The sequence below is a fragment of the Kitasatospora sp. NPDC048286 genome (genome assembly GCF_043201735.1).
Taxonomy (GTDB): domain Bacteria; phylum Actinomycetota; class Actinomycetes; order Streptomycetales; family Streptomycetaceae; genus Kitasatospora.
Map to the genome: position 1 here is coordinate 226,942 of NZ_JBICZE010000002.1, position 20,489 is coordinate 247,430.

At 71.2% G+C, this 20,489-nt stretch carries 20 protein-coding genes; 16 read left to right on the forward strand and 4 right to left on the reverse strand.

The window, feature by feature from the left end:
* Positions 1 to 65: 65 nt before the first annotated feature.
* The 11 genes from ACGF13_RS05330 (at position 66) to ACGF13_RS05380 (ending at position 10,929) form a co-directional block, all read left to right on the forward strand.
* Positions 66 to 944, forward strand: coding sequence for a class I SAM-dependent methyltransferase (locus tag ACGF13_RS05330; RefSeq protein WP_392869166.1), 879 nt, complete (start codon positions 66 to 68; stop codon positions 942 to 944).
* Positions 945 to 952: 8 nt separating this feature from the next.
* Positions 953 to 3,463 (forward strand): ATP-dependent helicase HrpB, encoded by a 2,511-nt coding sequence (gene hrpB, locus ACGF13_RS05335; protein WP_392869168.1) that lies wholly within the window; start codon positions 953 to 955, stop codon positions 3,461 to 3,463.
* Between the two features lie 239 nt (positions 3,464 to 3,702).
* Positions 3,703 to 4,446 (forward strand): alpha/beta hydrolase, encoded by a 744-nt coding sequence (locus ACGF13_RS05340; protein ID WP_392869170.1) that lies wholly within the window; start codon positions 3,703 to 3,705, stop codon positions 4,444 to 4,446.
* Between the two features lie 387 nt (positions 4,447 to 4,833).
* Entirely contained in the window at positions 4,834 to 5,535 is a 702-nt protein-coding gene (locus ACGF13_RS05345) for an HAD family hydrolase (protein ID WP_392869172.1), read from the forward strand.
* Positions 5,536 to 5,580: 45 nt separating this feature from the next.
* Positions 5,581 to 6,780 carry a helix-turn-helix domain-containing protein gene (locus tag ACGF13_RS05350; RefSeq protein WP_392869174.1) on the forward strand — a complete coding sequence of 400 codons (1,200 nt, stop codon included), beginning with the start codon at positions 5,581 to 5,583 and terminating at the stop codon, positions 6,778 to 6,780.
* Between the two features lie 103 nt (positions 6,781 to 6,883).
* A complete protein-coding gene (locus ACGF13_RS05355; protein ID WP_392869175.1) occupies positions 6,884 to 7,318 on the forward strand; it encodes an ATP-binding protein in 435 nt (144 codons plus the stop codon).
* 14 nt (positions 7,319 to 7,332) lie between these two features.
* On the forward strand, positions 7,333 to 7,920 hold the full coding sequence (locus ACGF13_RS05360; RefSeq protein ID WP_392869177.1) for a hypothetical protein: 588 nt from the start codon (positions 7,333 to 7,335) through the stop codon (positions 7,918 to 7,920).
* Between the two features lie 74 nt (positions 7,921 to 7,994).
* Complete coding sequence (amcB, locus tag ACGF13_RS05365; RefSeq protein ID WP_392869179.1) at positions 7,995 to 9,167, forward strand: cyclophane-forming radical SAM peptide maturase AmcB; 1,173 nt, start codon at positions 7,995 to 7,997, stop codon at positions 9,165 to 9,167.
* Entirely contained in the window at positions 9,164 to 9,397 is a 234-nt protein-coding gene (amcA, locus tag ACGF13_RS05370; RefSeq protein WP_392869181.1) for a multiple cyclophane-containing RiPP AmcA, read from the forward strand. The genes amcB and amcA overlap by 4 nt, the downstream gene beginning before the upstream one ends.
* Before the next feature lie 92 nt (positions 9,398 to 9,489).
* Positions 9,490 to 10,176, forward strand: a complete 687-nt coding sequence (locus ACGF13_RS05375) for a pentapeptide repeat-containing protein (RefSeq protein WP_392869183.1) — start codon at positions 9,490 to 9,492, stop codon at positions 10,174 to 10,176.
* Between the two features lie 21 nt (positions 10,177 to 10,197).
* The gene (locus ACGF13_RS05380; RefSeq protein ID WP_392869185.1) at positions 10,198 to 10,929 is read left to right on the forward strand and encodes a hypothetical protein; all 732 of its coding nucleotides are present in this window, start codon (positions 10,198 to 10,200) and stop codon (positions 10,927 to 10,929) included.
* A gap of 155 nt (positions 10,930 to 11,084) precedes the next feature.
* Here ACGF13_RS05380 and ACGF13_RS05385 read toward each other — a convergent pair whose 3' ends face one another.
* The 3 genes from ACGF13_RS05385 to ACGF13_RS05395 all read right to left on the reverse strand — a co-directional run bounded on the left by ACGF13_RS05385 (position 11,085) and on the right by ACGF13_RS05395 (position 13,291).
* Complete coding sequence (locus tag ACGF13_RS05385) at positions 11,085 to 11,963, reverse strand: glycosyltransferase family 2 protein (RefSeq protein WP_392869187.1); 879 nt, start codon at positions 11,961 to 11,963, stop codon at positions 11,085 to 11,087.
* Positions 11,964 to 12,195: 232 nt separating this feature from the next.
* A complete protein-coding gene (locus ACGF13_RS05390) occupies positions 12,196 to 12,594 on the reverse strand; it encodes an NUDIX domain-containing protein (protein ID WP_392869189.1) in 399 nt (132 codons plus the stop codon).
* An 85-nt stretch (positions 12,595 to 12,679) separates the two neighbouring features.
* Positions 12,680 to 13,291, reverse strand: coding sequence for a hypothetical protein (locus ACGF13_RS05395; RefSeq protein ID WP_392869191.1), 612 nt, complete (start codon positions 13,289 to 13,291; stop codon positions 12,680 to 12,682).
* A gap of 309 nt (positions 13,292 to 13,600) precedes the next feature.
* On the opposite strand from ACGF13_RS05395, the gene ACGF13_RS05400 reads away from it, so the two are divergent.
* The 4 genes from ACGF13_RS05400 to ACGF13_RS05415 all read left to right on the forward strand — a co-directional run bounded on the left by ACGF13_RS05400 (position 13,601) and on the right by ACGF13_RS05415 (position 16,970).
* Entirely contained in the window at positions 13,601 to 14,029 is a 429-nt protein-coding gene (locus ACGF13_RS05400) for a WXG100 family type VII secretion target (RefSeq protein ID WP_392869193.1), read from the forward strand.
* A gap of 5 nt (positions 14,030 to 14,034) precedes the next feature.
* Positions 14,035 to 15,666: an alpha/beta hydrolase gene (locus tag ACGF13_RS05405; RefSeq protein WP_392870038.1), complete on the forward strand. Its 1,632-nt coding sequence runs from the start codon at positions 14,035 to 14,037 to the stop codon at positions 15,664 to 15,666.
* An 86-nt stretch (positions 15,667 to 15,752) separates the two neighbouring features.
* The gene (locus ACGF13_RS05410) at positions 15,753 to 16,181 is read left to right on the forward strand and encodes a hypothetical protein (protein WP_392869194.1); all 429 of its coding nucleotides are present in this window, start codon (positions 15,753 to 15,755) and stop codon (positions 16,179 to 16,181) included.
* A 336-nt stretch (positions 16,182 to 16,517) separates the two neighbouring features.
* The gene (locus tag ACGF13_RS05415) at positions 16,518 to 16,970 is read left to right on the forward strand and encodes a hypothetical protein (protein WP_392869196.1); all 453 of its coding nucleotides are present in this window, start codon (positions 16,518 to 16,520) and stop codon (positions 16,968 to 16,970) included.
* A gap of 24 nt (positions 16,971 to 16,994) precedes the next feature.
* Here the strand turns inward: ACGF13_RS05415 and polA are convergent, their stop codons facing one another.
* Positions 16,995 to 19,733, reverse strand: a complete 2,739-nt coding sequence (polA, locus tag ACGF13_RS05420; RefSeq protein WP_392870041.1) for a DNA polymerase I — start codon at positions 19,731 to 19,733, stop codon at positions 16,995 to 16,997.
* A gap of 278 nt (positions 19,734 to 20,011) precedes the next feature.
* Between polA and ACGF13_RS05425 the strand changes: the two genes are divergently transcribed.
* A complete protein-coding gene (locus ACGF13_RS05425; RefSeq protein WP_392869198.1) occupies positions 20,012 to 20,488 on the forward strand; it encodes a PaaI family thioesterase in 477 nt (158 codons plus the stop codon).
* The last annotated feature ends 1 nt before the right edge of the window (position 20,489 follow it).

The window sequence follows — 20,489 nt, forward strand, 5'->3', positions numbered from 1 at the left end:
CAGGATCCGGACCCTTACGGGCCGGTTCGCGGCAGCGGCGCTTCCGCACTTACATACCCTACGCGATGGGCATTGTCACCGTGGCCACCACCCCCCAGTCAGACCTGCACGATCTTGACACCTCCCCCGCGCGGGCCGAGGAGGAGGACGGCGACGAGGCCACCCGCAGGGAGGCCGGCACCGGGGAGAGCAGCCGGGCCAGCCGGCACTGGTGGGACCGCAACGCCGACGAGTACCAGGACGAGCACGGCGAGTTCCTCGGCGACGACCGCTTCACCTGGTGCCCCGAGGGCCTGGACGAGGCCGACGCCCACCTGCTCGGCGAGGTGGCCGGCCGGGACGTCCTGGAGATCGGCGCCGGCGCCGCCCAGTGCTCCCGCTGGCTGGCCGCCCGGGGAGCCCGACCGGTCGCCCTGGACATCTCCTACCGCCAGCTCCAGCACTCCCGCCGGATCGACCTCGGCCGCGGCACCGCACCCGTCGCGGTCGTCCAGGCCGACGCCGCCGTACTGCCCTTCGCCGACGCGTCCTTCGACCTCGCCTGCTCCGCCTACGGCGCCGTCCCGTTCAGCGCCGACACCGTCGCCCTGATGCGCGAGGTGCACCGGGTGCTGCGGCCCGGCGGGCGCTGGGTGTTCTCGGTGACCCACCCGATCCGCTGGGCCTTCCCCGACGAGCCGGGCGTCGAGGGCCTCACCGCGACATCCTCCTACTTCGACCGCACCCCGTACGTCGAACAGGACGAGCAGGGCCGCGCCACCTACGTCGAGCACCACCGCACCCTCGGCGACCGGGTCCGCGAACTCGTCACCGCCGGCTTCCGCCTGGTGGACCTGGTCGAGCCCGAGTGGCCGGCCGGCCTGGAGCAGGAGTGGGGCGGCTGGTCCCCGCTGCGGGGGCGGCTGATCCCCGGCACCGCGATCTTCGTCACCGAGCGGGGCTGAGCGCCCCGATGAACCCGGCCTGGCGCGAACTGCCCGTCCGCACCGCCCTGCCCGCCCTGCACGACGCGCTGGACGAGCACGGCGCCGCCGTCCTCGCCGCACCACCCGGCACCGGCAAGACGACGCTGGTGCCGCTCGCCCTGGCGGGGCTGCTCTCCTCCGAGGGCCCGGTACGGCGGGTGCTGGTCGCCGAACCGCGCCGGCTCGCCGTACGGGCCGCCGCCCGGCGGATGGCCTGGCTGCTCGGCGAGGCCGTCGGCGGCCGGGTCGGGTACACCGTGCGCGGCGAGCGCCGGGTCGGGCCGGAGACGGTCGTCGAGGTGGTCACCACCGGAGTGCTGCTGCAGCGCCTCCAGCGCGACCAGGAACTCCCCGGCGTGGACGTGGTCGTGCTCGACGAGTGCCACGAACGGCACCTGGACGCCGACACCGCGCTCGCCTTCCTGCTCGACGTCCGGGCGGCGCTGCGGCCCGAACTCCGGCTGGTCTGCGCCTCGGCCACCTCCGACACCGAGGCCTGGGCCGACCTCCTCGGCGGCGCGCCCGTGGTGGAGGCGCACGGCGTCTCCCACCCGGTCGAGGTGCTCTGGGCGCCACCGCCGCGCGCCGTCCGGCCCGCCCACGGCACCCGGGTCGACCCGGCGCTGCTCGACCACGTCGCCTCGGTGGTGCGGCGAGCCCTCGCCGAGCAGGACGGGGACGTGCTCTGCTTCCTGCCCGGCGTCGGCGAGATCGCCCGGGTGGCCGGGGCGCTGGGCGCAGTGGGCGTCGACGTCCTGCAACTCCACGGCCGCGCCCCGCAGGCCGTCCAGGACGCGGCCCTCTCCCGTGGGGAGGGCCGCCGGGTCGTGCTGGCCACCGCCGTCGCCGAGTCCTCGCTCACCGTGCCCGGCGTACGGGTCGTCGTGGACGCCGGGCTCGCCCGCGAGCCGCGCACCGACCACGCCCGCGGCCTCGCCGGGCTCGTCACCGTCCGGGCCTCCCTCGCCGCCGCGCGCCAGCGGGCCGGCCGCGCCGGGCGCGAGGCGCCCGGCACCGTCTACCGCTGCTGGAACGAGGCCGAGGACGCCCTCGCGGCACGCTTCCCCACCCCGGAGATCGCGCTCGCGGACCTCACCTCGTTCGCCCTCCAGGCCGCCTGCTGGGGCGACCCGGACGCCACCGGCCTCGCCCTGCCCGACGCGCCACCGGCGGGGGCGATGGCCGCCGCCCGGCAGACCCTCCAGGCGCTGGGGGCGGTCTCCTCCGACGGGCGGGCGACGAAGCGCGGCATGCGCCTCGCCCGCACGGGGCTGCACCCGCGGCTCGGCCGCGCCCTGGTCGACGGAGCGGCGGCGGTCGGGGCTCGGCGGGCGGCCGAAGTGGTCGCGCTGCTGTCGGAGGAACCGCCGCGGGCCCTGGGGGACGACCTCGGCGCGGTGTGGCGGACCGTTCGCTCCTCCCGGGACCCGTACGCGGGCCGCTGGCGCGACGAAGTCCGCCGCCTGCTGCGCGCCACCTCCGACGAACCCGCCACCGACCTGCCCGACTCGACGGCCGCAGGGCTGGTCGTCGCCCTCGCCTTCCCGGAACGGATCGCCCGCGCCCGGGTCGAGCGGCCCGCGCCGGGCGAGCGCAGCCCGTACCTGATGGCGAGCGGGACCGCCGCCGAACTCGCCCCGGGCACGGCACTCGGCGCGCTGCCCTGGCTCGCCGTCGCGGTCGCCGACCGCCCGGCCGGCTCGCACTCGGCACGGGTGCTGCACGCCGCGGCGCTGGACGAGGACACCGCGCTGGCCGCCGGAGCGGCGCTGGTGACTGCCCGCGAGGAGGTCCACTGGGACAGCCGGCGAAGTGAGGTCGTCTCCCGCCGGGTGGAATCCTTGGGCGCGATCGAACTCGCCGAAAAGCCCCTCAACCGCCCCGACGCCCAACTGGTCCGCGCCGCCCTCCTCGAAGGCCTGGCTCGCGAAGGCGTCAGCGCGCTGCTGACGTTCCCGTCCAACCTGCGCGAGCGTCTGGCCTTCCTCCACACCGCCATCGGTGAACCCTGGCCCGACGTCTCCGACGAGGGGCTGTTGGACCGCGCCGACGAGTGGCTGGAACCCGAACTCTCCCGCGCCCGCCGCCGATCCGACCTCGCCAGGATCGACACGACGTCAGCCCTCCAGCACCTCCTCCCCTGGACCACCGGCGAGGCGGGCCGCCTGGACGAACTCGCCCCCGAACGCATCACCGTGCCGTCAGGATCCAAGATCCGCGTCGACTACACCACCGAACGCCCCGTGCTGGCCGTCAAGTTGCAGGAACTCTTCGGCTGGACGGCCGCTCCTGCCCTGGCCGGCGGACGCGTCCCGCTGACCATCCACCTGCTCTCCCCCGCCGGCCGCCCCGCCGCCGTCACCGGTGATCTGGAGTCCTTCTGGCGCGACGGCTACCGCGCCGTCCGCGCCGATCTGCGGGGCCGCTACCCCCGCCACCCCTGGCCCGAAGACCCGACGACGGCCGAGCCCACCCGCCGCACCAACGCCCGGAAGTAGCCTGCGCGACTGACGCCGCCCGGCAGCGGAGTCAGTCGCGCCGCCCGGATCCCCGTTCGCAACAACCCGCTTGGCGGACCACGGCGACCACTGCTACCTTTCCGGAGGCCGTGTGAGAGAACGAGGAGGTGGTACCCGTGAACGCAGTATCGACATGGGTGCTCCCCTCCGGGGTCACGGTCGGGCGATAGGTCGTCGTCCGGGAGCGCCATCTCTGAGCACTCCCGAAAGGCACGACCATGCACTTCACTTCTGAGCAGCGTTTCGACGACGGCGTCATCGAGCGCGAGTTCACCCTCGGCGAGATCCCCGGCATCCTGTGGACGCCCGCGTCCGCCTCCGTGTCCGCACCGGTGCCGCTGATCCTGATCTGCCCCCCGCCGCTCGGACTGGGCAAGATGTACCCCCGGCTGGCGGGTCGGGCCCGGTACTACGCGGCGGAGTACGGCTTCGCCTCGGCCACCATCGAGCTCCCCGGAAGCGGTGACCGTCCCCGTTGGGCCGCCGCCGATCAGGCCCGCGCCGACCTGCGCCGGGTCATGGAGGCGGGGGAGCCGGTCAGCGACGAGATCATCGACGCCCTGATCCTCCCGCTGGTCGAGAAGTCCGTCCCGGAATGGCAGGCAGCGCTCGACGACCTCCTTGCGCTGCCCGAGATCGGCGGCCCGGTCGGATACGAGGGGGGAATCATCTCCATCGGCGTCCGGCTGGCGGTGGTCGAGCCGCGCATCGCGGCCGCCGGTCTCTTCGCCGGGAGTCTCGTGCCCGCCGCCATCTTCGAGGAGGCCCGGCAGGTCACCATCCCGCTGCAGGTCCTGCTGCAGTGGGACGACGAGGGGAACCCCCGGCAGGCAGCCCTGGACCTGTTCGACGCCTTCGGCTCCCAGGAGAAGACCCTGCACGCCAACATGGGCGGGCACACCGGCGTCCCGCAGCACGAACTCGACGCCGGAGCCCGCTTCTTCGCCCGCCACCTGAAGTGAGTCCGGGCCGTCAGGCCGGCGGTAGGCGGTAAGGACGCCGCTCATCGAGGACGGGCCGCAGCTCCCTACACCGCGGGCCCCTGCCACGTTGGCAGGGGCCCGCGGTACCCGAAGCCCCCAGAAGTAGTCGCAGAAGGCCCCACTGCCCGACTGGCGGGCAACCAGCCTGAGTTCACCCCGTGAGTACTGGACCACCCTCGTCACCACCGGCGAGCTCCCGCACCACCACCCCCACCCCCAACCCCGCCCCGCCCCGCCCCGCCCCAAGTACGCCCTCACTCACTGCCGCACGCGACGGCCGGAAGTGACAGAAGTCCAGCGGGTACGGTCCTGGAGAAGCCACTCCACCGGAGGACGACACCCGCCATGGCACCGACTGCCCCGACCGTGACCCGTCCCCGCGAACCCGAACTTCCCTTCGCGGCTCTGATCCTGGACTTCGTCGGCGTACTGACAGCCAACGCCGGACCCGCTCACCGCGCATGGTGCCTCGCCCAGGGCCTCGATGCCGGGGCATGGCGGCACACGCTCGGCCATGACCCGGAGGCAAGCCAGCTGTACACCGAACTCGAAGCCGGACGCCTGAGCCAGGCGGAGTGGAACCGGCGGGTGGCTCCCATCCTCGGCGTGCCACAACACGAGAACCTGATGGGCCGGGCGTGGTCGGGCGTCCGTGCGGCCGACGACATGATCGCGCTCGCCCGCTCGGCACGTCAGGCCGGCCTGGCGGTCGCGCTGCTCTCCAACTCCTTCGGCCTCGACCCGTACGACCCGTACGAGGCCCTGGGCGTGTGGGAGTTGTTCGATGTCGCGGTAATCTCCGAGCGCGAGGGCATCGCCAAACCCGATCCGGCGATCTACCAGCTCACCCTGGATCGGCTCGGACTACCCGGCAAGGCGTGCCTGTTCGTGGACGACCACCCGAGGAACCTTCCCCCGGCCGAAGCGCTCGGCATCACCACCGTCCTCGCCGACGGCACACCCGGCACTGCCGCCCGCATCACAACCCTGCTCGGCGTCCCCGCCACGACCCGGGCCGTCGTCAACACGGATGACAGTCAAGCCGTTCCGGTACCGGGCGCGAAGTGACGGAGGTACGGTCCGCTTCGAGGCCGCTCACCTTCGGAGGCACCCATGACGCAGTGGTCCGACTACTCCACTGGCCAACGCATCAAGATGTTGCGAGCAGGCATGACACAGGAAGAACTCGCCGAGGCTGCCGGGGTGTCCGTGCCGACTGTCCGCAAGGCCGAGAAGGCAGGAGGCAGCATCGGGCTGCCGTCGCTACTCAAGCTGTCCGCCGCGCTGCACGCGGACGTCTCGGTGATCCTCGGGCAACAGGCACCCCGCAGGGCGTCACTGATCGGTGACCGGGCGATGCTGCACAGCTTGTCCCGGACCGTGCACGACACCGCCGCAGGGGTCGGAACCGATGTCGAACCACCGGACGCCGCAGCACTGCGGGCCGATCTGGCACGAGCCTGGGCGGACTACCGGGCCGGGGACTACACCCGCGCCGGCGGCCTCGCCGCCCCCGCCATCACGGAGGCCGCCGCCCTACTGCGCTCTGCCCCGGACGGCGAGCAGTGCTCGGCCCACGGCATCCTCGCCGACGCCTACCGGCTCGCCTCCTACGCCGCCCAGTTCCATGGCGCCCGAGACCTCGCGTACGCGGCGATCGGACACGCACGTCGCCACGTCCTCAAGGCCGCCGACCCGCTACGGGCAGCCATGGTGGACTGCGGCCGGTCATGGATCTACATGCGCGACGCACGACTCGACCAAGCCACCACGATCGCCGAGAACGCGTTCATGTCCATCGAACCCCGCTATACAGAACGTGATCCTGAGACGCTGGCCACCTATGGATGGCACGTCACCTTCGCCGCTGTCGTCGCGACCCGCCACGGCGACACCGACCGGGCCCGCGACCTGCTCTCCCAGGCACACGCGGTCGCCGCCCGGATGGGCCGCGATGTGATGATCAACGGCACCAGCTACGGGCCGACCACGGTCACCGCACAGGCCGTCGGCATGCACACCGTCATCGGCGAACCCGGAAAGGCCCTGACGCTCGCCCGCTCCCTTGGGGACCTGGCCCCGCTGCCACAGGCCGCTCGCAACCGGCTCGCTCTGGACATCGCACTCGCGCAAGCCGACACCCGCCAGTACGACGCCGCTCTGGACACCTTGCTCCAGGTATGCAGCACACACCCCGACTGGGCCCGCCACCAGGCCCTACCGGGAGCGATCATGCAACGGGCCGGCCACGCCAGCACCACGCGCGTGCGCAAGCTCGGCAGCATTCTCGGCATCAGCCTCTTCACGTACTGAGATCAAACCGATACGGGGCGTATCATCCGGGGCCGATACGACTTCCGAAAGTGGTACGCGCCGCACGTTCACAGGCTCCCGATTCGTCGGCAGCCTAGGCACCATGCTCACTGCCAGCCGGCCCCGCGTGTTCGTCGCACGTCTCGACTCGCGGACCGAATCCACGCCCCTGGCCCGCTATTTGCTCCGGGCCTACCTCTCCGGGCTCCCCTCGGGCGAGCGCTATGGCGACACCGCCGAGTTGATCCTCGGCGAGCTGTTCGCCAACGCTGTCCAGCACTCCGACGCGCCCGACGACCGGCACATCGAAGTCCGCTTCTCCCTGGTCAACTCCCGCCTGCGGATCGAAGTCCACGACACCGGCTCCGAGCACCCCGCCCTCCACGTGCCGACCCTGGACGACGAGCACGGGCGCGGACTGTTCCTCGTCAACAGGCTCGCCGAGCGCTGGGGCTGCACCTTCCGGCCGGGCGGGATCGGCAAGTTCGTCTGGGCCCACGTCGCCCCCATCCCGGCCCCCGCGCTCGTCACCGTCTGAAAGTCCACTCCCCCGTGAACCTCTCAACCCTCGCCCGCCACACCCTCTCCCGCGGCGCCACCCCCGCCGCCACCTACGCCCTCCTCGCCCGCCTCGGTCACCAGCCCCTGCCCGTCGCCCGAGCCGTCTGCCTCGCCCTCGACATCCCCCACGCCGAGACCACCCGACGCCTGGCCGACTGCCACGACGCCCTCCTCGCCGACCCCCGCCCCAACTCCGAAGCCGACACCGGCGAACTCCTCGAAGCCCTCGGCGTCTTCGACATCCCCAAACCCCTCACCCCCACCCAACACACCATCGTCGCCCTCCTCATCACCGCCATCGACGCCATCGGCGGCATCCGCCCCGGCCACCACCACGGCCTCAACCGCTGGTTCACCACCGGCAACCTCACCACCGCCTACCTCTCCCTCACCGCCACCCACCCCCTGCCCCGCACCGGCGACCCCACCACCTACTGGACCACGCTCACCACCGCCGGCGAACTCCTCACCACCACCACCAACCCCGACCCCCGCCTCAAGTACGCCCTCACCCACTGCCGCACCCAAGCCACCGCCCAGCACCAGAAGTCGACCCCGCCGACTTCCTGCGCGCGGTAAGAACCGATGCGACGGCCCAGGAGCGGAATCGCACACGTCCACACCATCCTCGCGCCGTACGGAGAGGACCGACCGTGAACACCGCGCCACCCCATCAACAGGCGGCCCTGCTGCGCCGCTACCAGCATCGGATCCACCGCGTCCCCAGAAACCTTGTGGTCCAGCCGACCGGCTTCTGCAATCTGGACTGCGCGTACTGCTACCTGCCCGACCGCGACGACAAGACCCCCATGCCGACAGCGGTCGCCGAGGCCGTCGCACGGTCAGCGAACGAGCTGGTCGACAACCACCGCAAACCCCTCGGCCTGATCTGGCACGCCGGAGAGCCGCTGGCACTCGGACGGCGACGGTTCACGGAACTGCTCCAGCCGTTCGAGGAACTGCGCCGCAAGGGCGTGCTGGAGCACGCCGTCCAGACGAACGCCACCTTGATCGATGACGAGTGGTGCGACCTCCTGACCGAGTACGGGTTCCGGGTCGGCGTCAGCATCGACGGCCCGAAGGATCTGACTCTGCGGCGCACCGACCGCAGGGGTCGCCCGGCATTCGACCGGATCATGAAGGGAATCGAGCGGCTGCAGCACCGCGGTGTTCCGTTCTCGTTGATCGCCGTCGTCAGCCGGGAGAACATCACCTGCCCTGACCGGCTCCTCGACTTCCTTGCCGCGCTCCGGCCGGTCAGTATCGGCCTCAACATCGAGGAGTCGGAGGGCGTCAACACCGAGCGCCACCCACCCACCCGAGAACAGGCCATCGAGTTCTGGCGCAAGGTTCTTGCCTGGTCGCGCCGCCAGCCGGGCGGCACCGCCCCGGTACGGGAGCTGGAACGTCTCGGCCGGTACCTGAGGATGAGCCGCACCCAGCGCGCGGACCGCGCGCACCTGAGCCGAGTGGACCCGTTGCCGACCATCGCCAGGAACGGCGACGTGTTCCTGCTGTCTCCCGAACTGGCGGGCATCACCGCGCCCACCTACAACGACTTCCGGGCCGGGAACGTCCTCGAACAGCCGATCAGCGCCATCCTGCGCGAGGCGCACCGGCTGAGCTACGTGGGCGAGTTCCTGACCGGCCTGGAGGAGTGCGAGTCCACCTGCGAGTTCTTCGACTACTGCCGAGGCTCACAGGCCGGAAACCGCTACTTCGAGCACCAGACCTTCGCCGTCGCCGAGACCGACTACTGCCGCGTCACCGAGCAGGCCCCGGTCCTGGCACTGGCCGACACCGTACGCAAGGAGCAAACCACGTGACCGTTCTGGAACAGCTCTCCGCCGCCGACAACGCTTCCGCCGTCGCGGATCTGATCACCGCCGTGGCCCCGTCGGACGGGACGCCCACGATCGAGTGGGGCAACCAGCCGACCTGGGACAACAGCGGCGGAGGCCCGTGGAACAACGCCCCGTCCTGGGACAACTGGCAGAGTGCCCCTTGGGACAACTGGAACAACGGACCGTCCTGGTCCGACTGGTCCAACCGCTGACACCACGGCAGCACCATGGGCCCTCCCCAACCCATGCCGCCCGCTGCCTCCCAGGGCAGCGGGCGGCACCCGACCACCGACCGGAGAACCCCGTGCCCACCCGCCGTTACGGCCGCACCACCGTCACCCTCCCGGACCTGGCCGACGACCCGTACCTGGGCGTCATCAGCTCCCCGCCCAGGCCCGGCAGCACGGTCACCGAGTTCCGCTACACCGACCAGGACCTGCGGGACCTCGACCTCACCGAGGCCGATCTGCGCAACGGCATCCTGCACAACGTCACCGCCCGGCGGACCACCATCGAGAACGTCCGGTTCAGCTCCGTCCAGATCACCGCCGGCGACCTCGGCTCGCTCCAGCTGACCGGCACCAAGGCCTCCCGCACCCTGATCCGAGACTGCCGGCTCATGGGTGCGGCCATCACCGGCACCGTCCTGGACAGCGTCCTGTTCGAGAACTGCCGCCTCGACTACGCCACCTTCGACCAGGTCCGCGCGAGCGGCCCCCTCGTCTTCGACCGGTGCGTGCTCACCGAGGCCACCTTCACCGGCTGCGACCTCACCGGCGTGGTGATGCGCGACTGCACGCTACGCGCCACCGCATTCGAGACCGGCAGCTACAAGGACCTCGACCTCAGCGGCAGCGACCTGTCCACCGTCCGTGGCGTCGGCAACCTACGGGAGGCCGTGATCAGCCGCACCCAGCAGTACCAGCTCACCGATGCCCTCCTCGCCGAACTGAACGTCACCTTCAGCGAGGACCTGCCGCAGCACCACTGACCGTCACCCGGAGGGGCCCACGTGCGGCCGTTCATCGTCTTCACCGACTACGCCAAGCTCCGCGACCGCTGCCAGATCACCAGCACGACCGTCGCCCACGACCACCCAGCTCACGAGGACGGGACGGTGGTCCCGACCGGCCAGTGGACACCCATCAGCCCGGCCGAGGCCAATCTCCTACGCGCACCGCACCACGCACCGGAAGCCGAGGCCGTCGAACTCGTCGCCTTCCCCACCCTCCGCACGCTGGACGCCGTGGACGGCCCCTGGTGGACCGCCCATCCGCCCTTCGCCCCCTCAGCACGTACCTGGTACGCCAACCACGCCACCACCCCCGCGGGCGATCTCACCGCCACGGTGAACCCCGCGAACGGGAAACGGCTCGGCATCCACCTCGACAACTGGGACCGGCTCCCCTACGCCCACCGCCGGCTGTCCCGCCGCAGGCTCTGCTTCAACGCGGGCCCTGGCTCCCGCTACCTCCTCGTCGGCGACACCGACGCGTTGACCATCTGTCGCCGCCTCGGCAGGGACGATCCAACGCACCACCCTCACACCGACGACATCCGAGCCTACGTCCACGCCGGGCATCCGCTGCGCTGCCTGCGGCTGTGGCTCGACCCCGGCGAGGGATACCTCGCCCCCACCGAACTACTGCCCCACGACGGCTCCACGATGGGCCTCCCCGAGCCCTCCACCGCCGCGTTCTGGCTCGACCACTGGCCGATCGGGGCGTTCCCGTCACTGATCTGACCGACCGGACGCGGCAGCCGTGTGCGGTCCAGGAGAGCGAGCGCCTTGCGCCTGCGTGGCAGCACTCGAAGCTTCCTGCATCCGCACCGCGGGGCGCTGCCACACACAGGAAGTCGGCCCCGCCGACTTCCTGCGCACCCCCACAGCCTTACCGCTCAGAACACCGGCGGTCGGCCCAGCTTCGCCATCCGCCACACCGTGCTCCACCGCATCGGCCGCCTCGGCGGGTACGGCGTGCGCACGCCCTCGAAGAAACCGGACCACCACGCCTTGAGGCCGGACAGCGGCGGCCGGCGGAGCAGCGTGTACAGCGCCCAGGAGGTGAGGTAGACCGGCACCAGCGCCGCGGGCAGGTGGCGCTTGGCCAGCCAGACCCGGTTGCGGGCCGTCAGCCGGTAGTAGGTGGTGTGCCGGGCCGGGTCGGTGCGGGGGTGCTGGAGCAGCATGTCGGCGCGGTAGTCGATGCGCCAGCCCGCGTCCAGGGCGCGCCAGGCGAAGTCGGTCTCCTCGTGGGCGTAGAAGAACTCGGCGGGGAACAGCCCGATCTGGTCGATCACGCGCATCCGGATGGCGTGGCCGCCGCCAAGGAACGTGGTGACCGGCCCGGACCGCATCGGGTCGCCGGCTCCGAGGCGGGGGACGTGTCGGCGCTGGGTGTGCCCGGTCTCGTCCGCGATGCGGAAGGCCACGATCCCCAATCGCGGTTCCTGCTCGAAGGCTTCCCGGATCAGCCGGAAGGTGTCGGTGCGCGGCAGCAGGCCGTCGTCGTCCAGGACGACCAGCACGTCCGTGCCGCCCAGTTCGCGCAGCCGCTCGACGCCGGCGTTGCGGCCGCCGGGGATGCCGAGGTTCTCGGGAAGTTCCACGGCGTCCACCCAGTCCGGCAGTTCGGGCAGCTTCGCGCCCTGGCCGAGCACCACGGTCCGCACGCCGCTGCCGCTGCCGTCCTGGGCCCGCATCGAGTCCAGCAGCGCCGTCAGCTCCGCAGGTCGATCTCCCATCGTCAGCACCACCACGCCCAGCGTGACGCCCATCGCACCCGACCCCAACGTGAGGAACCCATAACGATCTTGCCTGCGACGCGGCCCAGGCCCGCGTCGATACGCGGGCCGGCCGGCTCCCGGGCCACCATCCCACACCGTCCGCTCCTGCCGGCAGGCGAAGGCTCCCGGTTCACCTGTAGGGAGGTCCCCCCACCCCTGAACCCCACCGCGCAGGTCGGCCCCTCCGACTTCCTGAGCGACGCGCCCCGGGCCTGACGTCAGCTCAGCACCCCACCGCATGCAGGTGGTCGAAGATGATCCGGTCGACGGAGGACGTACGATGCCAGTCGCGGTACGTGAGCCGGACCGCCTCCTCGATCTCGCCACTCGCCTCCGGGCGCCCCTCGAACTCCGCGGTGTAACAGGTCATCCGGACGACGACGAAGCCGTCCGGGTGACCGTGGGCCTGGGCCTCGAACACGCCCAGGAGGGTCCCCGACTCCGGTGCGATGGCGGCCCTGAGCTCCTCGCCGATCTCCCGTACCAGGGTGTCGATGCCGCTCTCCCCGAGCTCCCGCTTGCCACCCGGCAGGTAGCAGGTGCCCTTGCCTCGCGACCGCGCACTCAGCGCCCTCCCGCCCTCGGTGTGCATCCAGGCCACTTTGTCGATGACGACTGCCACGCCTCTGCCGCACTCTCCGACTGGTCCGCCTGGGCTCAACCCCGGGAACACGCTACGGACTTCGCACGCCCGGGTCGCACCCGCGTCAGTGGGTGTGGTCGGGCCGGCCGGGTGTGGGGGTGGAGAGCGTCTGGCCCGGGCGCGGGATCGGGGTGCCGATCTGGACGGGGCTGCAGGTGAGGATCCGGCCGGCCGCGTCGTGGATGCACGTGTGCTGCGGGTCGGGTTCCTGCGGGTTGGTGTGGCAGTCGGCGCAGGCCGTCGGCGGCAGGTTGTGCGGGTCCTGCGCCGCCGGGGCCTTGGGCTTCCCGGTGGACGCGCCTTGAGGCTTGGCGGCAGGGGTGGGCTCGGCCTTCCCGGTTGGCTTCCGGGCGACGGACGGGGCGCCGCTCCCGGGCTCATCAGCATCGGACTCGGGCTCGCGCTCGGGCTCGACAGAAGCGGAGGCGGAGGCCGGGGCGGGCTCCGGCACCGCGGAAGGGCTCGGCGAGGGCTGCGCCTGCGCTGCTGCCGGCGGCGTCACCGACGGCTCGGCGGTCGCCGTCGCACCCGAGCCGGCCGAAGCCGTCGACCCGCCGCCGCCGGACACTGCCCAGACCGACCCGCCCACCAGCACCAGCACCGCCAGTGCGGCCGGGATCACCAGCCGGGGCCGCAGGAGTCTCCGCTGCCTGGCCGCGCCCTCGTCCGTTTCCACCGTCGCCGCTCCCCCAATCCGCACCGCGCCCACTGCGCGGCGGACCGGCAGGATCGTAGCGACGGGCCCGGACTCCCACGCAGCCGGGTCCACTCGAAGATCACCACGCCAGTACGGGGCAGCGGCCTCCCAGTTCCCCTTTTCGCGGCGGCGACCGGTGCAGGCGCCCGAAGGGCGACGCCTTCCCCGCAGGGTGGCACCGAGGCCGACCGGCACGATGTCACTCTCCGTGTCTGCAATGAAATTGTCTGACGATAGCTCTTATGCTGACGAGCGCCAAGGACCGCACTTCGAGACACGGGGGGAACCGTGCCGAGTCCCTATTCGTCATCCGCTGTCGCCGTCAACCCGTCGGTGCTGGAGGGCTGCGGACAAACCGCCCAGCACCTGGGCGGCCAGATCCCACCCGAGACGGCGAAGATCGCCGAGCCCAACGACCAAGCCGCATCGACTCTCCAGGGCTGGCTGACCGGGCCCGCGATCCACAACTGTGCCGCCAACTGGAAGACACTGCTGGACAAGCTCGCCGGCGACATGGGCAGCGCCGGCGCCAAGCTCACGACCACTGCCACCGCCTACCGGCAGAACGAGCAGAACGTGTCGGTGTCCATGAGTGGGAACACCGACAACGGCACCCATCGGCCTTCGGTGAAGGACCCGTTCAACACCGTCCTCACCAGCGACCTGTCCCCGGCCGCCGAAGCCCGCCGAGCTGCCGGCGCAGGAAAGGCCCAGTGACACCGATGGACATCGCCACCCTCAAGAACGCCAACATCAACAACATCACCACGGCGAAGAACTCCTACGACATCCTCATCACCGCGTTCGGACAGCACGCCGAGTCCTGGCAGCACGAGGTCGTCGACCGGCTCGGCTCCTCCCAGTGGACCGGAACCAGCGCCGACAACGCCACGGCCGAGATCAAGTCGCTCGCCACCAAGCTCCAGAACGCCAAGCAGGAACTCTCCTTCGTCAGCCGTGCCCTCGCCGAAGCCGCCGAAGGCTTCGCCGCCGCCCAGGCGCACCTGATCGGTGCCCTGGACGACGCCAAGGCGGGGAAGTTCACGGTCGCCGCGGACGGCGCCCTCACCTGGGACAACGAGCCCACCTCGGCGAACTACGCCGGCGACAAGGCCGAGGCGACCGCCAAGGAACTCAGTCGACGGATCACGGCCGCCCTCAACGAGGCAGCCCACGCCGACTCGGAGATCGAACAGCGGCTCAGCCATCTCGCCTACAACGCGAGCAGCGGCACCGGGCTGGACGCGGCCACCGTCAAGAAGGACCAGGAGGCGGTCGCCGCCCGCGACGTGGTACCCCCGGCCGGAACCGACACCGATACCGTCAAGCGCTGGTGGGACAGCCTCACCGAAGCCCAGCAGCAGCGCTTCATCCTCAACCACCCCGACCAGGTCGGAAACCTCGACGGCATCCCGGTCGTGGCCCGCGACCAGGCCAACCGGATCAACCTGGCGCGGAGCAAGCAGGACCTCCAACTCCAGCTCGACCACCTGGGCCCCGAGCCCAAGCAGTTCAGCGGATGGGTCAGGGGAGAGCCGATCCCGAACCCCGACTACGACGAATGGCACCGCAAGCAGAAGGACCTGCGGGAAAAACTCGCGTCGATCAACGACATCGAAAGCCGGCTGACGGGCGACAAGCTGAAGTCGCGCGGTGCGCCTGCCTTCCTGATGGGCTTTGACACAAAGGGCAAGGGCCGGGCGATCATCTCCGTCAACAACCCCGACACCGCCGACAACGTCGTGACCTTCGTCCCCGGCACCACCTCCCGGTTCGGTGTGGCCAGCGGCGACGTGGACAAGGCGGACGAGATGGTGAGGGCTGCCAAGGACTCGGACCCGGGCAGCCCCAAGACAACGGCCGCCATCGCCTGGGTCGGCTACGACGCTCCGCAGAACCTCGCCGAGGCCTCGACAAACTCGTACGCCGACAACGCCGAGAAGGACCTGGCACGGTTCCAGACCGGCCTGCGCACGACCCACGAGGGCAATCCCTCGCACAACACCCTCATGGGCCACAGTTACGGAACCGTCGTCGTCGGCTTCACCATGCGCGACCACACACTTCCCGTGGACGACGTGATCCTGGTCGGCAGTCCCGGCGTCGGCGTCGACCACGCCAAGGATCTGAACATCGACCCGTCCCACGTCTACGTCGCCCGGGGCAGTGAAGACACGATGATCAAACATGTAGCGGGCACCAGTCTGCTCTTCGGGCTGGACCCAGTGGACAACGGCTTCGGGGCCCAGCACCTGCCGGCCGGTAGTACCGACCACTCGCACTACTGGCAGCCGGGCAGTACGTCCGTCAAGGCGTTCGGTGCCGTGATCGCGGGCAACGGGATCGGCCGGTGAGGCGACACCGGGCGATCACGGCAGCGGTGGCCGCCGGACTGCTGTTGACGGTGGCAGCGTGCAGCAAGGAGTCCGATACCCCGACCATGACGCAGGCGCAGGCGAAGCAGCAGACCGTGGACTACATGGGTCAGGCCCTCGCCGAGCTGCCCCAGCCGGTCACCACGGCCAGCGAGCGGGAGGACGGCACCAACTGCTTCAAGAACGACGCCCCCTCCGAGTACGACGGCCGGGTCGTGGAGGTCACGGAGAAGCGACTCTCCGGCATCCCGGTGGACCGTCAGGCCGAATACGTCGAACACCTCCGGAGCCGGATCGAGTCCATGGGATTCCAGCGGGACGACTCCGGCGCCCTGCGAACCTCCGCCCACTTCACGAACCCGACCAACAAGTTCGCCGGCTCCATCGACGGGATCGGCAGCTCGTACGGGACGCTCGTGATCGGCTTCTTCTCCCCCTGCGTGTGGCCCAACGGCACCAAGCCTCCACAGCCGGCCGCTTCTGAGCGGCGATGAACTCCGAGGTGTCTTGTCGATGCCGGCTGCCACGCCTCTGCCCCGCTCTCCGACCGATCGCCGGCGGACGGCTCCAGACCCGACCAGGCTTCGAAGCCAACTCCGTTCCGATGCACGGCTGTTGCCGTTCGTGAACGCTACCCGGCCGCCGCGATGGGAAGAACGAGGGAAACGGCACGGGGGGAGAGAGGCACGGTGGGACGAAGAGCGTGGGCGGCAGCGGCGGCAGCGGCACTGGTGCTGGGGGCTTCGGCCTGCACGGAGCGGTGGGGTGGTGACGGCGGGGCGATCCAGCCCGTCGTCACCGCGAGACCGGCATCGGCCGGGAGCGGGTACGTGCTGTCCCAGGCGGCTCCGGCGTCGACGCAGTGGATCGTGGATGCTCTGACCAGTCCGGGCGCGAGCCTGGACATGTGTCCGGCGCTCTCCCGGCAGAACATGATCGTGCTCGACGCCGGAGGCGTATTCGGCCCCGCGGTCGTGGCGTGGCCGGGCGACGACAAGGTGATCTGCCTGGGTGGGCTCATGAGGGATCGCCAGCCCGGCATGGCCGTCCTCGCCAGTCCTTCGATCGACTACCTGGCGGACCAGGCCAGGCCGATGGCCTTCGGGAACGGGAGGTTCCTCGCCTGGTTCGCCGTCTTCCCCGGCGCCGTGTGGAAGGTTGCGATCGGGGACGACGCCCACGCGTTCGGGCCGCTGCACCAGCGAACGGTGGACTTCGGCGCTGGCCGGGAGTTCACGATCGTCGAGTACATCGACCTCAAGCTGGGCTCGGGCACTCCGTAGCGCCCCGAGCCCAGCCGAGGAACGTCAGTGCGCCGCGGCCTCCCAGTTGGGGCCGACGCCGACGGAGACGTCCAGCGGGGCGCGCAGCGGGTAGGCGCCCGCCATCTGCTCGCGGACGACGGCCTCGACCTGCTCGCGCTCGCCGGGGGCCAGCTCCAGCACGATTTCGTCGTGCACCTGGAGCAGCATCCGGGAGGTGAGGCCGGCGGCGCGCAGCGCCTCGTCCACCCGGAGCATGGCGATCTTGACGATGTCGGCGGCCGAGCCCTGGATCGGGGCGTTGAGGGCCATCCGCTCGGCCATCTCGCGGCGCTGGCGGTTGTCGCTGTTGAGGTCGGGCAGGTAGCGGCGGCGGCCGAGCAGGGTCTCGGTGTAGCCGGTCGCCCGGGCCTCGTCGACGACCCGGCGCAGGTAGTCCCGCACGCCGCCGAAGCGCTCGAAGTAGGTGTCCATCAGGCCCTGGGCCTCGGCCGGCTTGATGCCGAGTTGCTGCGAGAGCCCGTACGCGGACAGCCCGTACGCCAGGCCGTAGGACATCGCCTTGATCTTGCGGCGCATCTCGGCGTCCACCGCGGCGCGCGGCACCTCGAAGACCTGGGAGGCGACGGTGTTGTGGAGGTCCTCGCCGGAGGCGAAGGCCTCGATCAGCGCCTCGTCCTCGGACAGGTGCGCCATGATCCGCAGTTCGATCTGCGAGTAGTCGGCGGTGAGCAGCGACTCGTAGCCCTGGCCGACGACGAAGGCGCGGCGGATCGCCCGGCCCTCCTCGGTGCGGACGGGGATGTTCTGCAGGTTCGGGTCCTGCGAGGAGAGCCGGCCGGTGGCGGCGACCATCTGGTTGAAGGTGGTGTGGATCCGGCCCTTGGGCGAGACGGTCTTGAGCAGGCCCTCGACGGTGGTGCGCAGCTTGGCCTGGTCGCGGTGGCGCAGCAGGATGACCGGCAGCTCGTTGTCGGTCTGGGTGGCCAGCCAGGTGAGCGCGTCGGCGTCGGTGGTGTAGCCGGTCTTGATCTTCTTGGTCTTGGGGAGCGCGAGCTCGCCGAAGAGGATCTCCTGGAGCTGCTTGGGCGAGCCGAGGTTGAACTCGCGCCCGGCGGCGGCGTGCGCCTCCTCCACCACGCGCTGGATCTCGGCGGCGAACTGGGCCTCCAGGCCGGTGAGCCACTCGCGGTCGGCGGCGATGCCGTAGCGCTCCATGCGGGCGAGCAGGGCGGCGATGGGCAGTTCCATGTCGTGCATCAGCCCGGCGGCGCCGACCTCGGCGAGGCGGGTGTCGAAGAGCGCGGCGAGGTCGAGCACGGCGCGGGCCTGGAGCATCAGCGACTGGGCGTGCGCGGTCGGGTCCTCCTCCGGTGCGTCGAAGGCGAGTTGGCCGCTCTCGGTGGCGGGTGCCGGGGTGAGCGAGCGGGCCAGGTACTCCTCGGCGAGCACCTCCAGGGTGAAGGTGCGGCGGCCGGGCTTCTCCAGGTAGGCGGCGAGCGCGGTGTCGGCGACGACGCCCTCGATCGTCCAGCCGCGCTCGGCGAAGGCGCGCATGACCTGCTTGGCGATGTGCAGGGCCTTGGGGGCGGTGGCGTCGGCGAGCCAGGCGGCGAAGGCCCGCTCGTCCTCCTCGGCGAGCAGCGCCGGGTCGAACCAGGCGGCCGACTCGCCCTCCCGTCGCCCACCACCGCCCTTGTCCGAGGCGCTTTGCGCCGCCCCTACTGTTGCGAGGGCGACTTCGGTGACCTCGCCGGCGCCGAGCGCCCACTGGTAGACGGCGGTGAGCGCGACGGTGGTCTTGCCGTCGGCGGCGTGCTCGGCGAGCCAGGCGGCGAGGGTGCCCGGGTCGGTGAGGAGTTCGCCGTCGACCTCGACGCCGGGGGCGAGTTCGGCTTCCGCCGAGTCCTCGCCGGCGGACGGGTCGATGCCGTAGACGCGGTCGCGGAAGTTGGCGTTGCGGAACTCCAGCGACTCCATCAGGGTGCCGACGGCGTCCCGGTCGAACGGCTTGCGGTCCAGCTCGGCGACGCCGAGCGGGAGTTCGACGTCGCGGACCAGCTCGGTGAGCACCCGGTTGCGCTTGACCGAGTCGAGGTGGTCGCGCAGCTTCTCGCCGATCTTGCCCTTCACCTCGTCGGCGCGGGTGACGAGTTCGTCGAAGGAGCCGAACTGGTTGACCCACTTGGCGGCGGTCTTCTCGCCGACGCCGGGGATGCCGGGCAGGTTGTCGGACGGGTCTCCGCGCAGCGCGGCGAGGTCCGGGTACTGGCGCGGGGTGACGCCGTACTTCTCGGTGACCTTCTCCGGGGTGAAGCGGGTGAGCTCGGAGACGCCCTTGGTCGGGTAGAGCACGGTGACGTGGTCGGTGACCAGCTGCAGCGAGTCGCGGTCGCCGGTGACGATGTCGACGTCGAAGCCGGCCGCCTCGGCGGCGGTGGCCAGGGTGGCGATGATGTCGTCGGCCTCGAAGCCCTCGGCCGTCAGCCGGGGGATGTTCATGGCGTCGAGCAGTTCGCCGATCAGGCCGACCTGGCTGCGGAACTCGTCCGGCGTCTTGGCGCGGTTGGCCTTGTAGTCGGGGAACTCGACGGAGCGGAAGGTCTGCCGGGAGACGTCGAAGGCGACGGCGAGGTGGGTGGGCTGTTCGTCGCGGACGGTGTTGGCGAGCATCGAGGCGAAGCCGTAGACCGCGTTGGTGGGCTGGCCGGTGGAGGTGTTGAAGTTCTCCACGGGCAGGGCGTAGAAGGCCCGGTAGGCCATCGAGTGCCCGTCGAGCAGCATCAGCCGGGGCCGCGGGCCGGCCCCGCCGCCACCCGTCGCGCCCTTGTCCGTACTCTGCGTAGCCACGTCAACGTCCGTTCCTGCCGATTCCACTACCGGCCACCGATCCTATGGCCCGGCACCGACAAAAAGGGCGCCGCGCCGGCCCGGCCGCAGCTGTTACCTACGAGTAGGACGGTCGTACGATCACAGGCAGCACACCCCCGAACAACCCCCCGAGCAACCCCCGAACATCGCCCGAGCGACACCCGGCGTCCCCCAGCGGCAGGAGCACCCCCATGACCGACGCGGCCCCCGACACCGCCCCCGACACCGAGCCCGTCCTGAACGTCCCGCAGGACGTGCTGGACCACTTCGCCAAGCTCGGCGTGAGCCCGCAGACCTTCTCCGGCGGCCACCTCGGCGAGAAGATGGGCATCCGGATCGTCGAGGCCTCCGCCGACCGCGTGGTCGGCACCATGCCGGTGGAGGGCAACCAGCAGCCGTACGGGCTGCTGCACGGCGGCGCGTCGGCGGCGCTGGCCGAGACGCTGGGCTCGATCGGGGCGATGCTGCACGCCGGCCCCGGCCGGTACGCGGTCGGCGTGGACCTCAACGCCACCCACCACCGCTCGGCCACCTCCGGACTGGTGACCGGGGTGGCGACCGCCGTGTTCAAGGGCCGCACCGCCGCCACGTACGAGATCGCGATCACCGACGACACCGGCCGGCGGATCACCAGCTGCCGGCTGACCTGCATGCTGCGCGACCTCTGAC